This is a genomic window from Desulfobacter sp., assembly GCA_028768545.1.
In the GTDB taxonomy this organism is placed as follows: domain Bacteria; phylum Desulfobacterota; class Desulfobacteria; order Desulfobacterales; family Desulfobacteraceae; genus Desulfobacter.
This window is the reverse complement of record CP054838.1, coordinates 1,700,270-1,715,793: the sequence shown is the minus strand read 5'-3', so window position 1 is coordinate 1,715,793 and position 15,524 is coordinate 1,700,270. Positions and strand designations below refer to the sequence as shown.

General features: G+C 46.8%; 15 protein-coding genes and 1 pseudogene. 3 read left to right on the top strand and 13 right to left on the bottom strand.

Annotation, left to right across the window (positions count from 1 at the left end):
* Positions 1–23 precede the first annotated feature (23 nt).
* Positions 24–1,238, bottom strand: a complete 1,215-nt coding sequence (locus tag HUN05_08255) for an ISL3 family transposase (protein ID WDP85129.1) — start codon at positions 1,236–1,238, stop codon at positions 24–26.
* 169 nt (positions 1,239–1,407) lie between these two features.
* Between HUN05_08255 and HUN05_08250 the strand changes: the two genes are divergently transcribed.
* Both HUN05_08250 and HUN05_08245 read left to right on the top strand, forming a co-directional pair.
* Positions 1,408–2,577: an IS4 family transposase gene (locus HUN05_08250; GenBank protein WDP87978.1), complete on the top strand. Its 1,170-nt coding sequence runs from the start codon at positions 1,408–1,410 to the stop codon at positions 2,575–2,577.
* Positions 2,578–2,893: 316 nt separating this feature from the next.
* On the top strand, positions 2,894–4,348 hold the full coding sequence (locus HUN05_08245) for a TrkH family potassium uptake protein (GenBank protein ID WDP85128.1): 1,455 nt from the start codon (positions 2,894–2,896) through the stop codon (positions 4,346–4,348).
* Between the two features lie 19 nt (positions 4,349–4,367).
* On the opposite strand, the gene trkA is transcribed toward HUN05_08245, so the two are convergent.
* From trkA to HUN05_08190, 11 genes are all read right to left on the bottom strand, one after another.
* Complete coding sequence (gene trkA, locus HUN05_08240) at positions 4,368–5,774, bottom strand: Trk system potassium transporter TrkA (protein ID WDP85127.1); 1,407 nt, start codon at positions 5,772–5,774, stop codon at positions 4,368–4,370.
* 290 nt (positions 5,775–6,064) lie between these two features.
* Entirely contained in the window at positions 6,065–6,262 is a 198-nt protein-coding gene (locus tag HUN05_08235) for a 4-oxalocrotonate tautomerase family protein (GenBank protein WDP85126.1), read from the bottom strand.
* Positions 6,263–6,426: 164 nt separating this feature from the next.
* Positions 6,427–6,774: an arsenate reductase ArsC gene (locus tag HUN05_08230; GenBank protein ID WDP85125.1), complete on the bottom strand. Its 348-nt coding sequence runs from the start codon at positions 6,772–6,774 to the stop codon at positions 6,427–6,429.
* Positions 6,775–6,948: 174 nt separating this feature from the next.
* Positions 6,949–7,671, bottom strand: a complete 723-nt coding sequence (gene mqnB, locus HUN05_08225; protein WDP85124.1) for a futalosine hydrolase — start codon at positions 7,669–7,671, stop codon at positions 6,949–6,951.
* Positions 7,672–7,680: 9 nt separating this feature from the next.
* Entirely contained in the window at positions 7,681–8,136 is a 456-nt protein-coding gene (gene aroQ, locus HUN05_08220; GenBank protein ID WDP85123.1) for a type II 3-dehydroquinate dehydratase, read from the bottom strand.
* A gap of 47 nt (positions 8,137–8,183) precedes the next feature.
* A complete protein-coding gene (locus HUN05_08215) occupies positions 8,184–8,783 on the bottom strand; it encodes an indolepyruvate oxidoreductase subunit beta (GenBank protein ID WDP85122.1) in 600 nt (199 codons plus the stop codon).
* A gap of 22 nt (positions 8,784–8,805) precedes the next feature.
* Positions 8,806–10,656 carry an indolepyruvate ferredoxin oxidoreductase subunit alpha gene (iorA, locus tag HUN05_08210; protein ID WDP85121.1) on the bottom strand — a complete coding sequence of 617 codons (1,851 nt, stop codon included), beginning with the start codon at positions 10,654–10,656 and terminating at the stop codon, positions 8,806–8,808.
* Between the two features lie 165 nt (positions 10,657–10,821).
* Entirely contained in the window at positions 10,822–11,133 is a 312-nt protein-coding gene (locus HUN05_08205) for a hypothetical protein (protein WDP85120.1), read from the bottom strand.
* A 309-nt stretch (positions 11,134–11,442) separates the two neighbouring features.
* Complete coding sequence (locus HUN05_08200; protein ID WDP85119.1) at positions 11,443–12,363, bottom strand: Hsp33 family molecular chaperone HslO; 921 nt, start codon at positions 12,361–12,363, stop codon at positions 11,443–11,445.
* A 609-nt stretch (positions 12,364–12,972) separates the two neighbouring features.
* The gene (locus HUN05_08195) at positions 12,973–13,665 is read right to left on the bottom strand and encodes a Fic family protein (protein WDP85118.1); all 693 of its coding nucleotides are present in this window, start codon (positions 13,663–13,665) and stop codon (positions 12,973–12,975) included.
* Between the two features lie 79 nt (positions 13,666–13,744).
* A complete protein-coding gene (locus HUN05_08190; protein ID WDP85117.1) occupies positions 13,745–14,299 on the bottom strand; it encodes an ATP-binding protein in 555 nt (184 codons plus the stop codon).
* A 350-nt stretch (positions 14,300–14,649) separates the two neighbouring features.
* Between HUN05_08190 and HUN05_08185 the strand changes: the two genes are divergently transcribed.
* Positions 14,650–14,796 (top strand): helix-turn-helix transcriptional regulator, encoded by a 147-nt coding sequence (locus HUN05_08185; GenBank protein ID WDP87977.1) that lies wholly within the window; start codon positions 14,650–14,652, stop codon positions 14,794–14,796.
* 228 nt (positions 14,797–15,024) lie between these two features.
* Here HUN05_08185 and HUN05_08180 read toward each other — a convergent pair.
* Positions 15,025–15,495, bottom strand: a pseudogene (locus HUN05_08180) (transposase).
* Positions 15,496–15,524 lie beyond the last annotated feature (29 nt).

The window sequence follows — 15,524 nt, the reverse complement described above, 5'->3', positions numbered from 1 at the left end:
ATTCCCCCATTGGAAAAAATGGTTCATCCGATTAATGCGTACCTTTTATTGTGAAGGTCCAAAAGTTTCAACCTGAAAAACTCCGAATCCCTGTATCCATAAGCTTTCCGTTTCATGGTTTTTATCTTGTTATTTGTCCCTTCTAAAGGACCTGTAGATATCCTGTAATCATAGTATGAAAGGATTCTTTGCCTGTGCACAGCCAAGGTCTTGGCAAATTTCATCAACATTGGAATTTTGGAAATATTGGCCAGATTGATCCAATTGCTGACTATCTTTTCAGCTGTTTCTTTTTTCTTTTGATTCCATATTTGCCTGAGTTCCTCTTTCATGTAGTAGACTACCAATAGCGGCTGATTTATTTTCAATGCTTCTTCTAACCGTTGGGCCTCCTTCTTGTCATCACTGAGGTTTTCGGGATTTTTTAACAAAAGCCACCGGACTCCCTTCAGAAGTTTTTGTTGCCCGGTATTGGCAAGAAGGTTGTAGAGCTTTCGCCTGAAATCCGACAGTTTCTCATTGAACAATTTAACAACATGAAATCTGTCAAAGACAATTGCTGAACCAGAAAGATTTTCAATAACAGCACTCAAGTATGCCGGGGACATATCGATGCTGACGGCTTTGATTTTTGCTTTCGATATTTTCACTTTTGTCCAAAAAGATTTCAAAGCTTCACCACCTTTTCCTTCTCCCACGTGCAGAATTCTACCGGATTCCAGATCCATCACGATGGTCAAGTATTTATGCCCTTTCCCTATGGAAATTTCATCTATGGCAATCTGCCGGACTTTCTCAAGGGGGATATTTCGATAACGCCTCAGCAGGTCTTCTTTCTGGATCTGCTTTATCGTATCCCAGCTGATCCTTAAATGGATGGCAATATCTTTGATTGTCATGAACTGAGACAACTCCAAGACATACCGTTCAAAAGCCCGGGTATAGCTTTTCCCCTCCTGGGCAAAGGATAGTTTGATTTGCCGGACAAATTGACAGAACGAACACCAAATTCTCTGGATAGCCGTCCTGAGAATCACGGGTTTTGAACCTACCGGTATTGTTCTGAGATCTCTTGTCACAATCCCTTTCCTGGTGACGGACCTGGAATTACATTCCGGGCATTTTACCGCCTCCGGTTTTGGTATGAGTTCAAAAGTGATTATTCCACCGATGAAACGCGTTGTTTTATAAAAGTAGTCACGAAGGCCAAAGGCATGGTATATGAAGCTTGTGGACATTAATTCATTCTCCGATTTTGTGCGAATAACACAAAAAAATTCAGTAGTGTCCGGTTAGGTTGTTGCATATAAAAAGCATCTAAAATCATTGAAAAAACAGTCTGTTTTGTGTTGACAAATGTGCGTAAAAATTTTTGTGCGCCTTGAAAATTTAACTCAAGGAGCTCAAATGACGCACATCTCAGTCCCTAAAAAACAACTACGGTCCCTGAACTTTGACAATTTCAGGTGCCCTCTGATAAAGTCACTTTCAAAAGCACCGGAATTACAATCTCGAGGAGACCGCCCTTTAAAAATGACATTCGAAGACCAGATAAATGCTTTGGTTTATTTCCATCTTCAGGAGCACAAGTCTGCCCGACATTTAATTCAGGATCTCAAGGAGAATGTTTTTGCTAAAGAAAATATTGCGCCAGACGGTGGTATCAGCCGTAGTAGTTTCTGTGAAGCCATCAATCACAGGGGACTCGAACAACTGCAATTTATCTTTGAGGATCTTTATAAACAGGCTCTTGAGTGTCATCCGGGTGAACACGCCGAGTTAGGAGAGTTGGTTTCCATTGACGGTAGTCTCATAAATGCAGTCCTTTCAATGCACTGGGCGAACTACAGAAAAGGAAGTAAAAAAGCCAAAGTACATTGCGGATTTGACATTAATCACGGAATCCCAAACAAAATCTTTTTGACTGAAGGCAACGGCGCTGAACGCACTTTTGTTCCCAAAATACTTTCCAAGGGGCAAACAGGTGTTATGGATCGTGGATATCAATCCCATAAAGAATTTGACCTGCTTCAGGAGCAAGGCAAACATTTTGTCTGCCGTATAAAAACCAGGACAACAAGAACAATTATTGATAACCACGAGACCCCTTCCGACAGCTACATTTTTTATGATGCACTGGTTAAACTTGGTACTCCGAATCAAAACCAGACGAAAAGGCCTGTTCGGGTTGTTGGCTATAAAATTGCTGGCGTCAAATACTATGTGGCAACTGACAGGCATGATTTAACAGCGGAACAAATAGCAACAATTTATAAACTCCGGTGGACCATTGAGGATTTTTTCAAATGGTGGAAAGAACATCTGAAGGTATATCATCTCATTGCCCGCAGTGAATACGGCCTTATGGTTCAGATTCTTGGCGGCCTTATCACTTACCTGTTACTGGCAATCCATTGCCAAAAACAGTTTAATGAAAAGGTCACGATCAAAAGAGTTCGGCAGCTGCGAACCGCCATTCTAAATGACCTGTTTGGCTGCGAGGAGCAGGGCTCTCATAGTTCAAACAGGGACAATATTGTCAAAGATCAAAAAATTATTGAGCAAGCAAAAACCTAACCGGACATCACTGAAAAAAATTAGAACATGATCATGTTCACACCATCATTTCAAGCATAAAAATCCTTACTGTGTTATTGCCTTCCCAGTGATGTTTCTCAGTCCAGGTACGCGATTTTCTGATGAACCGAAAAAATTTTTTTTTAGTATTCCAAAAGATCTTACGTTAACCGTAAAAAAAATAATGCAGATTCAATATAATGGTTTTCACACCTATAAACAAATCATATCAGATTATCCTGAAATGGGTTGATCCGGCCCAAGGTTTAAGGTAAATAAGGGGGCGATCAACCCATAACAAGAGACCATAAGGCCCATGAATTATAAAGCCATCACCAATGTGCTGGGAAAGCTTTTAATCATCACCGGCACCTCCTTGCTGGCCCCCATATTCTGTTCCCTGATCTATGGTGAAAATGATTTGGACGCCCTTGTTGCAACGGCCGCCATCACCATAACGGCAGGCATTCCTCTGTGGAAAATATTCCGGCACCACCACACCCTGAATATCAAGGACGGATTTTTCATTGCCTTTTTCGGCTGGGTGCTGATCTCTGCGGTCTCAGCCCTTCCTTTTATCTTCCACGGCTCCATTCCCTCATTCACGGATGCTTTTTTTGAAATGATGTCCGGATATACCACCTCCGGGGCCACCATACTCACAGACATTGAGGTGGTGCCCCATGGGCTGATTTTCTGGCGGAGCCAGACCCACCTTTTGGGGGGCATGGGATTTCTCACCCTGACCATTATTTTTCTGCCCCACGGCATGGGCGGGGTGAGAATATTCAGGGCTGAATCTTCCCCAGGCCAGGTGATCACCCGGGAAAAATTCATACCCAGGAACCGGGACACCATGGTCTGGCTCTGGGGAATTTATATTGGGCTGAACCTGATCCAGACCCTTCTCATGTGCGGAGGCGGCATGTCTCTGTTCGATTCTCTCTGCCATGCATTCGGCACGGTTTCCACCTCGGGATACTCACCGTATAACGCCAGTATCGGCCATTACAACAATGCCTATTTTGACTGGGTGATCATCACCTTCATGTTTTTGGGCGGGGTCACCTTTATGCTCTTTTACCACCTCATGATGGGCAACCTTAAAATCATTGTCAAAAACACCGAATTCAGGTGGTATTTAGGCTTTATCCTTTTTTTCTGCGGCATGGTGACCTTCCTGCTATGGCAAAACAATACCTATCCTTTTTGGGATGCCTTGAGATACGGGACCTTCCAGGTGACCTCCCTGCTCACCACCACCGGATTCACCACGGCAGACTACGAGCTCTGGCCCCAGTCCTCACAAATGTTTTTATATGCGGTCTGTTTTATTGGTGCCTGTGCCGGCTCCACCACCTCGGGCATTAAAGTGGTTCATTATGTCCTGATATGGAAATTCGGCATTGCCACCATCAAACAGATTTTCTTCTCCCCCATGTCAGTCATCTCGGTCCGGCTCAACCAGCGGCCCGTGGACAACCAGATCGGCCAGTTAGCGGTATTTTATTTTATCGTCAATATCTTTCTGGTTCTGGGCGGGGGATGTTTTATGGTGCTCTCGGACAATATGGACTTTACCACGGCCATGAGTTCAGTGATTGCCACACTCATGAATATCGGACCTGGTTTCGGGGATGTGGGGCCCAGTGAAAATTATGCCTTTATCTCGGTCACAGGCAAGTGGTTTTTATCCTGGCTCATGCTGGTGGGCCGCCTGGAAATGTTCTCCGCCCTGGTCATCTTCTACCCCTCGTTCTGGAAAAGATAAGCCGGTACAACCCCTGAGTTCAGGCCAGAAACAACTTTTGAACATCCTTAAGGTTCTGGGACATACAGGCCACAATCACCCGCTCATTGCTCTGGATCCTTGTGTCCCCCACAGCCACCTGCCAGGTATTGTCCCTTCGGATTCCGCCGATCATGATCTTTCCATTGTAATACCCCCCAAGCTTGGACAGGGGGGTTTTGGTAATGGGGGAGCCCGGAGCCGCCACAATTTCAACCATTTCAGCGTCAAACCCGTGAAGGTGGGCCACAGAGAGCAGCTCTCCCCTGCGGATAAATTTTAAAATCTCATTGGAGGCCAGAATCTTTTTGTTCAGGGCAATATCGGTTCCCATGGTGGCGGCCAGAACCACATAGTCTTCCTTGTTGACCAGGGAGATACATTTTCTCTGCCGGGTCCCCACGTCCCCTGATGTCATCAAATGCTTGGCCAGGACACAGCTCATGATATTGGTTTCATTTTCACCCGTGGCCGTGATAAAGGTATCCATCTCCAAAAGCCCTGCTGCAACTAAAATATTTGAATCCGACCCGTCTCCGTGAAGAATTTGTGTATGGCCCAGTTCATGGGAAAGGGCCTTGGCTATTTCCTCATCTTTTTCTACCAGCCTAACATCAAAGGTTTTACCCAGCAGCTGGGCCAACCGGCTGCCCACAAGACCGCCCCCAATGATCATCACCCTGTGGCGCTTTTGCTGTTCTGTCCCCGTAAGGGTCATCAATTGGGGAAGATGCTCGCTTGAGGCCATGAAAAATGCCTGGTCTCCGGGCAAAAGCTCATCATCCCCTCCGGGGATCAGGGTCTTTATTCCCCTGGCAATGGCAACAATCCTGAATGGAAACCCTGTTTGAACGCTGGTGATATCCTTTAATTTTTGGTAGGCCAGGGGCGAGGTTTCATGGATCCGGCTAGCCATGGCAAGGATTTGCTCCTGGGCCATGTCCAGAATATCATCCCCGGACCGTAATTTGATGAGCCTGAAGATCTCCTGGGCAGCCAACTCCTCCGGATGAATGATAAGATCAATTTTCAGGTCCTGGGCATTGAGAATGGAATTTTTCCCTCCAAAATCGGTGGAGCGGACCCGGGCTATTTTTTTTAAAATCCCAAACCGGTCCCCCAAAAGACAGGACATCATATTCACCGCATCATTATTGGTAACGGCAATGAGATAATCCATCCGGTCCGCCCCCGCTTCTTTCCAGCATTCCACGCTCATGGCGTTACCCTGAATAAACCGGGCGTCAATGTCCCCGTCGGCATTGCGGATCATCCGGGCGTCCGGCTCAATGGCAGTGATGGCATATCCCTCATGTACAAGGCGTTTGGCCAGATAATATCCCACCCCGCCAAGGCCAAGAATGAGAATATTGGTAGACTTTGCCGGCTTGTTGGCTTTCATAGACATTTGCTCCAAATTCGTTTGCCCGGTCCAAATCCGGGCATTAGGATTGAAAATACCGATTCCCCCTTTAATTGTCAACGCCCGGAGGCAAGCTCTGATCCTTTATACGGCACCCGCTTACTTTGCTGCCTTGGGTCTTTTTTCCCTGGGGCATAGGAATTATACTCATCACGTGTCACTTCCTTGGCGCCTAAAATCAAAAACCTTGGCCGCGGCCAGGAAGAGGCGGTACATCGCCAGATTTTAAAAAATATAAAATTTGGCGCTGGATTTAGGGCAAGGGATAACAGGGCTCACCTTTTTCTCAGCCGGGTGACAGAGTCCCCGCCAATCCCCCAATTATCCGTATCCACCTCATCAATGACAACCACGGTTGTGGCTGGATTTTTGCCCAGAACATCCTCGAACAGCCTTATCGCCCCCTGAATCAATTTCAGCTTTTGGTCCCGGTTGACACGTTCATCTGTGATTTTGATATTCACATAAGGCATAAATACCTCCTTTTAAAAATTACGGCCACTTCTAATAATTGTCTTTTGGCTTGATTTCTTCGTTGCAGGCAAATTTAAATCCTCAAAATATTAAATATATTCCTCTGAATAAAATTTACCTGTGCCTTGAATTCAAACCAAAAGCCTGATTATTAGAGACACCCTTAAATGATATTATCGGGCATTTTTTCAACAAAGGCTTTAATTTCATCTCTGATTGTTCGATAACAGTCCAGCTGAACTTTGGCGGACTCGCCTTTGTAGGCCAGTTCTTGAGCCATTCTGGGCGGATCATCAAACCCGGCATGAACCACCTTTGAACGATGGCCTGAAATATCGATTCCTGCTTCGGCCATGACCTTGACGGCCTCGGGGTTGAGGCCATGGGTTTCAACCCCTGCCGAATAGACCTCTAGAACATCATGCTTTAATGCCCTGCCCCACCCTTCGGCCATCTGGCTGCGGCAGGAATTTCCCGTGCATAAAAACAAAAACTTTAATTTTTTTCCCATTAAACAGGCTCCCCTGATCGGCCCGGCAACACCTTAACCCTTTCCTTCTCGGCCGCGGCCTTGCCGCTAAAACAAAAATGCGTTGTAAGATATCCAGGACAGGCCCCGGCTGAGCACAGGCAAAACAAGTCACAGGCAAGGCCCCCAAGGGTGTCTTAAAAAACACCCCCCCGGTTACGGGTCAAGGGCAATGCAGCAGACCTTGTCCAGCCGGTCACAGGCCAGATCAATATCCCAGGCCCCCTTATCCCGTTCTCCAGCACGATTGGATGCGGCCCGGATTTCTATCATGGGTACCCCGTAACAGGCCGCAGTATGTGCCGCAGCCGCCCCTTCCATGGCCTCCATAACAGGAGAAAACCGCTGGAAAATTGCCAGGGCCATGTCCTGGCCCCGGGTGATGGAAGAGACGGTGAGAAAAGGCCCTTGGATAATTTTAAACCGGTCCTGGCCCAACGCGCCTTTGAGACGACGCAGCCATTGGGAGACCAGCGCCCGGTCAAAAGAATAAATTCCCTTCCGGGTCTTGGAATTTCCCTGGATCAGATCAAAGGGAAGGGGAATTCGGGAGAGAAAATCAATGCCCACCCCGGTGTGGAAATACTGCTCCTGGCTGGCAAGGGCTATATCCCCAACGCCCAGGCCCGAAGGCGCGTAAGCACCGGCAATACCGGTATCAAGAATAAGATCCGGTCGGTGATGATCAAGAAAGGCCCCAAGGCCCATGGCCGTGTTAAAGCCCCCGGGTCCTGTGACCAGACAATGCCAGCCAGGCTCTTTTCCCAGGCCTGAATACAGGACCTGGCCCGATTTCAGGATATGGCCCGAAGACTTGGGAGCACGCTTTAAAAGGCCTGCCACCTCAAAAGAAGTGGCAGAAAGAATCAATAGGGACATGGCAAAGGATTAACCTCGCCCTTGACCAATGGCCTGCAGGGCCATGTGATAGCCAAAGTCACCAAACCCTGAGATCTGACCCGTGCAGCCCCCTGCAATGTAAGAGTTTCGCCGAAAGGCTTCCCGCTTGTGAATATTGGACAAATGGACCTCGATAACAGGACAGGAAAACATTGCCAGGCCGTCCCTGAGGGCGATGGATGTATGGGCCAGACCTCCGGGATTAATGATAATCCCCAAAGGATTTTCTTCAAATATCCCATGAAGATGATCCAGGATCTGCCCCTCGTGGTTGGACTGAAAAAAATCAAGCCCCATGCCCAGTCTTTCACCCAGGGCTTCGAGCTCCTGGTTGATCTGATCAAGGCTTAAATTTCCGTAAACCCGGGGTTCCCGTTTGCCAAGCATATTCAGGTTGGGACCGTTGATAACATAAACCAGGCCTGGTTGTATTTTTCTTTCCATACCCACCCCTTTTACAGGCTCAATGTCCAGAGCCTCAAAAACAAAATTTAGGCCGCACTGTTCAAGGCCGCCTCAAATCCCAGGTCAAATGCCTTAAGGTTTTTGTCCAAAAATGCAGGCTTGGTTCTCCGCTTGATGGCCTCAATCACACTCTCTTTGGAAAACCCCAGGGCCCCGGTCTGAATCAGGGCACCCAAGAGCACAATATTCACGCTCATGGGGCTGCCGGCCTCCCGAGCAATGGCCATGGCATCAATGGCCACAAGTCCTGCTGTTTTTTCTTTGAGCAGCCTTGTAATGGTGTCCACTTCAGGATATGCTCCCTTGCCAATGCCCACGGTAAAAGGGGGCAGCGTGGCCGTATTGGTGATGACATGGGTCTTTGCAGAACATCGTTTAATCGCTCTTAGGGTTTCAGCCGGTTCAAACCCAACCAGGATATCTGCCTCTCCGTCTGAAATAATGGAACTTGTGGCATTGCCGAATACAATGGCCGATTCCACGACCCCGCCCCGCTGTGCCATGCCGTGGATTTCACTCATCCTCACTTCCACGCCCTCAATCAGGGCGGCTTCGCCCAGAACCTTGGACGCCAGAAGGTTGCCCTGTCCGCCCACGGCTACAATTACCAGTCTGGTTGTTTCCATATGCTTTTATTCCTTGATTTGATTATTTTTTCAGGGGCCTGATGGCATTTTCAGGACAGATCTGGGCACAAAGGGCGCAGCCCACACAGGTATCAGCATCAATTTTCACCCTGCCCTCGTCAATATAAAAAGAGGGGCAGACAATCCCGTTGATGCATTCCTTGTGGTCAGTACACTTGTCAGTCACCTCAAAGGGCCTTGGTTTTTTAAGTTTAAGGCTCTTGGCAAAGAGGATACAGGGTTCCTGGGAAATAATCACGGACACCCCTTTAAACGCCAGGGCCTCTTTGATGGTATCAATGCTCTTTTTCACCTTAAAGGGCTTGATCACAGACACATGTTCCACGCCCAGGACCTTGACCAGGTTTTCAATATTAACCCGGCCATAGCCTGAATGGCCCATTTGTTCCATGTCCACCCCGGGATGGGGCTGGTGGCCGGTCATGGCCGTAATCCCGTTTTCCAGAATCACCAGGGTGAAATTATGATTGTTGAACACGGCATTGACAAGGCCTGTGATCCCTGAATGGAAAAAAGTGGAATCCCCGATAAAGGAAACCACCTTCTGGTCCGTGGCTTTACTGAACCCGCAGGAGGTACTCACCGAAGAGCCCATGCAGATGACAAAATCACCTGTGCTCAGGGGGGGCATAAATCCTAAGGTATAGCAGCCAATGTCATTGGGGCAGATGATATCCATCCCGTCCGCTGCCTTTTGCACCGCATAAAAGGTTGCCCTGTGGGAACAGCCCGAACACAGGTTGGGGGGACGATTGGCAATTTCAGGCAGATCTGAAACATCAATTGTCTCCGGCCGGGTATATTCAACACCAAAACAAAGGGCAATTTTTTCCCGGACCATGGCCGGATCATACTCAGAAAGCCTGGAAAAAAGGGTGGAAGACTTTCCCTGGATGGGAATCGTGATCCCCTCTTCCTGGGCAAAGGCCTTGACCGCCTCTTCCATGAAGGGTTCGCCCTCTTCAATGACCAGTACCCGGGTGCAGGCCTTGAGAAATGCCTTGATCTTGTTTTCAGGCATGGGGTTGGAAAACCCCATCCGCAAAATCCGGATTTTATCTTCAATGCCCAGATCCGTAACCGCATCCTGGGCATAGTGAAAGCTGACCCCATTGGCAATAATGCCCAAATCACCTTTGCCCTGAACAAAGTTAAAGCAAGAGGCTTCGGAAAGGTCTCTGGTCTTTTCCAACTTTTCAAGGAGTTTGACATGGAGCCCCCGGGATACGGCAGGCACCGTAACACAGCGCATGGGGTCCCGTTCAAACCGCCCCTTTGTTTTTTGGGCCTTGATCGCTCCAAAGGTTACAAAGGCGTTGGAATGATTGATCCGGGTGGTAGTGCGCAGCAGCACAGGCTGCTTGAGTTCTTCGGACAAATCAAATGCCTGCTCTATCATATCCTTTGCTTCTGCCACAGACGAAGGTTCGAGCATGGGAAGTCCGCCGAATTTGGCATAGTAGCGGTTGTCCTGTTCGTTCTGGCTGGAAAACATGGCCGGATCATCTGCGGTCAGAATGACCATGCCTGCGGTTACCCCTACATAGGCAAGGGTCATCAAAGGATCTGCCGCCACATTCAACCCCACATGCTTCATCATGCAAAAGGTTCTCAAGCCTGAATTGGCTGCTGCTGCAGCCACTTCCAGGGCCACTTTTTCATTGGTGCTGTACTCAAAATACAGATCAGACTCCTGGGACATCTGGAAAAGATTCAGAGAAATTTCAGACGAAGGGGTGCCCGGATAAGTGGTGGCAAAGGCCACTCCCGCCTCAACAGCTCCCCTTGCAATGGCTTCATTGCCCAGGAGCATGATTTTTTCACCCGGGCTGTCCTTTAACAATTTATGCATGCGCACTCCTTTGTGGATTTACTGCAATTGTGACTGACTCACCTCCGGTGCTGCAACACTCATAAGGCATTCAACTCCGGAAGATAAATTCTTTTGTATGGCTAAACAGATCATACCCGGCCGGTTCACCCATATATTCTTTTTGATTGACCAGACAGACCTAACCTATGCGTAAAGCTTTTCCGCATGGGTCAAAGAAGAGGCATATCCTTTAAACCCCTTTGTCTCTTCACAGGAATTGATGGCATTTGAAGCAAAAAAACCTTCCACCATGGTTTTGTCTCCAAGGCGAATCAGGCCCATGAATAATACCGGGACCAGGCTGATGCCGTTTTTACCTGTTTCCACACTGAAATCCAGAGGGGCGTCTGTCTGGTAAACGGCAAACAAATTATTTTGAACCGGCATGAGCTGAACAATTTCGGGGTGGTCGTGGTGGTGATGGTGATGGGAATGATCACTGCAATGGTTACACATGATTCTTAAACCTTTCTTTAATTTTAGTTCGACAATTTAAAAAGGCCCGGCCAAACAGCATCTCAACCCTTACCTTTTAAGGGTGCCAAACTGTTTCTCATTGAACCGGGTCTTTCTTTATACTCTTAACATAGGGGCAAACTCAAATTCAACATGACTCTTTTGCATCACAGGTTGATATAATCTTCACGGCTGCAAAAAACCAAGGCTGAGCCCGCTTTCAAAATTTATAATATATTTAAATGCTTTTGCAAGAAAAACTCCATATCTTTGTTTTTTTTAAATTCCCAGCCCACAGGCAAGCGGCAGTTATAAAATAGATGCCAGTTCCGACCGGGTAAACCGGTACAGGGAGTTGCAGTGGTGACACCGGATCTCCAGGGGAAAAGGCCCGTTTTTACAGATATCTTCCCGGTCCTCTTTTGCAAGCCCTTTAAGATAGCCCTGCATACGCTCTTTTGTGCACCGGCAGAAAAACTCCACCCGGGAACTGTCCAGAAATCTTGGGTTAAGACTTGAAAAAGACTGGCTGATAACAGATTCAGGTGTTTGCCCACTGGCAAAGGATTCGCCCAGAGATTGGATTTTTTCAATCAGGGTTTCAGCTTTGGCAACCTTGTCAGTATCCACACCGGGCATTGCCTGGAGGAAAATCCCCCCGGCGCCTGTCACCCTTTCGTTTTCATCAAAAAACACGCTGAGTTTAAACCCTGTTGGAATCTGCTCTGATTTTAAAAAATACTCGGCCAGATCTTCTGCAATGGATCCGTGGACCAGGGCAATCTGACCGGAATAGGGCATGGCCCCGTCTTCGAGATATTTGGTCACAGATAAAAAACCGGCCCCGTAAAGGGTGGACAAATATTTGATCTGCTCTGGATTTTCCACCTCTATGGGATTGGCCTTTAAAAAACCCCTGACCTCCCCAAAGGCATTTGACTCCACATCCAGCCCCTTTACCGGGCCTGAACACTGGATGTTCAAGCTGACCCTGTCCTTGCCCTTAACCCCCGAACAGATCAGCGCGGCAGCAATATAGGCCTGACCCAGAATCAGGGTTTCCAAAGGGCCCAGCCCGTGGTTGGCCTTCATCTCATTGACCATCCGGGTGGAGTGCACCACCGCCCCCTTAATCTGGTCATCGGCCATCATGAACCGATAGAGCCTGTCTTTTGCCGAGGCCTTGAACTGCGCCTTTACATCATGGTCGTAAATATCTTTTTTAATCATTGCCCTTCCCAAAGGTCTGTTTCTTTTATGGAGACTCCCATAGTATTCAAGTATTAGGGTATTATAAGGACTTAGGAACAAATGTAAACCATGGGATTTTCCCTGATCCACCATACAGAACCATCTTCTTGGTTGCCTTGGTTTGCTCCTCACTATCCCGAATATTTCATGAAATTTGAAGCATTTTGCCAAAAAGTCATATCATTACAATTGGTTGTGCCGTTTTTTAGTCGTTTTCCATTATACAAAACCTCACCCTCCGAGCAAAGTGTTTTACCTCATCTGCTGGGTTACAGTCCACTCGCAGTAAAGGACTAAGGCTTCTCGGTCTGTGCCTTGCAGCTAAGGCAAAAACGCGTTGTGAAATATACGAGATAGGGCGCATGACGCATACATCTCATTCGTCGCTCGTTTGACGCCGCAAGATGGTACCTTGCTGGTGGTCAGAAAAGCACGGAACATCCCCATATTAGAACAAATATAAAATTAGGCGGTAAATTTAGGATTTTTGAATCCAAACGATTCAGGGCAGCGCCTCATCCTCCCGGTCAAAGGACTTGTACTAAATTGCGGTCCCTGAATGGGGACGTGTCAAGTATCTGTGGACTGCTACTTAAAATTTGCAATCACCTTTTCATTGATACAGCTACGTAAAAAATGATTCATACCGGACATCTCATTTGAAGCATAAAATTCTAACATGAGGTTATTGAACTCAAGTTGACGTTTTACCGGGACATTAATAACAGGATACCCCTCCTTGAGCAGTATTCCGTTCATCATAAAACGACCCATTCTTTTATTGACATCCCAAAAAAATTGAGCCCGGGCCATTTTTAAAAATGCTGCAATAGCTCTGTCATAGACTTCTGTAAGACCCTCAATTTCAGATACGGTTTGCAACCATACTTGATCAAGAGTCTCTGGTGAAGGTGGTTCATATCCAGACCCGCTTATTGAAACATGACCAGAACGAAATACTCCCCATTCAAAGGCTTCGTTTTTACCTGCAATCGCGTGAAGTTCAAGGACGACTGGTTTTGCAAAATCAAAACCATCTTCGTCAATCAAATCAAATACCCGCTCCCAAGTATTTGCCTGGTTTATAACCATATTCTGGTCGCTGATTTTATGCCCCCCCACAGTCACACCGTCCAAGATGGTCTGAACTTCAGGCAGTGTCATTGCAACGCCTTCAAGATTTACAGCTTCATAAACAAGGGAAGGGAGTTCACGAAGGGCTAAGTGTTTTGCCATTCGTTTGTTGGGTGTCATTTTCCAATATTTGTCTAAAACAGCCATGTATTCTATCCATATGATTAAATTTTTGACGAATGTCAGTATAAACTTTTTTTATTCTCTGTCAATAATTCCCAAGTCTTCAATATCCCCCCGCCTCATCCTCCCGGTCAAAGGACTTGTACTGAATTGCTTCAAGGATGTGGGATCTTTTAATTTTTTCTTCACCCGCCAGATCGGCAATGGTCCGGGCCAATTTTAAAATGCTTGAATAGGCTCTGGCAGAAAGCTTTAGGGTCTCCATGGCCTGTTTCAAAGTATTTCCGGATTGGGTAGAAAGTCTGCAATGATTTGATATCATATCCTGATTCATGCCGGCATTTGCAAAACAAAGGGGCTGATTGGCGGCATTTTGTCTCAATGTGCTGAACCGCTGGTTCTGAATCTTTCTGGCCCGCTTTACCCGGGTCCGGATTTGGGCCGATGACTCGGATTCACAGGCACCTGACAGATCATCATATGACAGTCTGGGCACTTCCACCTGGATATCCAGCCGGTCCATCAGCGGTCCTGAAATCCTGGCTTTGTACTGCCTGATTTGGGCAGGCGTGCAGATACAGGGCCTGTCCGGGTTGCTCAAATTTCCGCAGGGACACCCCTTTAGTACAGAATAACAACTTTTTGCTGCCCAATGCATATCAATCTAAGTATCAGATTTCACGTAGTATTCCAATCAGTGTTTATAGACCTGATTATCCAACTGAAGTTACTTGCTTAGGTGATTTGATCAGAAAAACCAGGATGGACTTAGGTTGGGAGATTAAAGAATTAGCTAAACTTTTGAACGTTACCGAGGATGCCGCTATCAACTGGGAATATAGAAGAAAGCACCCCCAATTACATTTATTAAAATCGGTTGTTGAATTTCTGAGACCTCACGTTAACGGCTCTATACCGGAAGAAGAATTCTGGGAGCTCTGTTTTCAAAACGACAAATTTTATCCCCAAACCCAGGAAACTTTCGGTGATCAACTCAGAGCAACCAGGATGCAGAACTTTTTGTCTATTACAGAATTGGCATCAAAACTTGGTGTTGACCCGACCTCTGTTGCAAGATGGGAACTATCGGAATCAGAACCATCAATTGAGAATAAGGCCAAACTTATGGATTGGTTTGCCTCCTTTGAAGTGTAAGCTGAGAATTTAAGAATACTTTCTAATCATTCTTTGAATCGGAGTTCTACTTTTAAAGGGAATGTTCAGAATTCTGTGTCACGGTTTCGGTTCCCGGATCTGCCTCAGCGCCAGCGGAAGTAAAAGTCAGGTCCGAGAATGGGCCTTCAATCAGCCACGTCGGAGGAGTTGACTTTTGCTGGAGTGGAGTTCCTGGAACCATCTTTTCCATCTGTAAATAAATCCCTATCAAATTCCCAGCTCTTTATCCAGCCGGCCTTCAAAGAAAATTGCCAACTGGGAAATTGTCAGTGACCAATTTTGAATCGGCATTGTCCATTTTTTACTGGCGTTCTGGATCCCCATGTAAAGCAGCTTTAACAGGCTGTCCTGGTTCGGGAATGATCCCTTTGTTTTGGTCAGTTTTCGAAACTGTCGATGCACAGCCTCAATGGTATTTGTGGTGTATATTATCCGTCGAATCTCTTCTGGATATTTAAAGAAATGACTGAGGCGTTCCCAGTTGTTCCGCCAGGATTTTATCACAATCGGGTATTTGTCATTCCATTTATTTTCCAAGATATCCAGTTCTTCTTCGGCCAGATCCTTATTGACCGCTTTATAAACACGTTTTAGATCTGCCATAAATTCCTTTTTATTTTTGGAACCAACGTATTTCAATGAATTTCGGATCTGGTGGACTACGCAGAGTTGAACTTCTGGAGGGCGTTCAAAATTCTGTGTCAGTT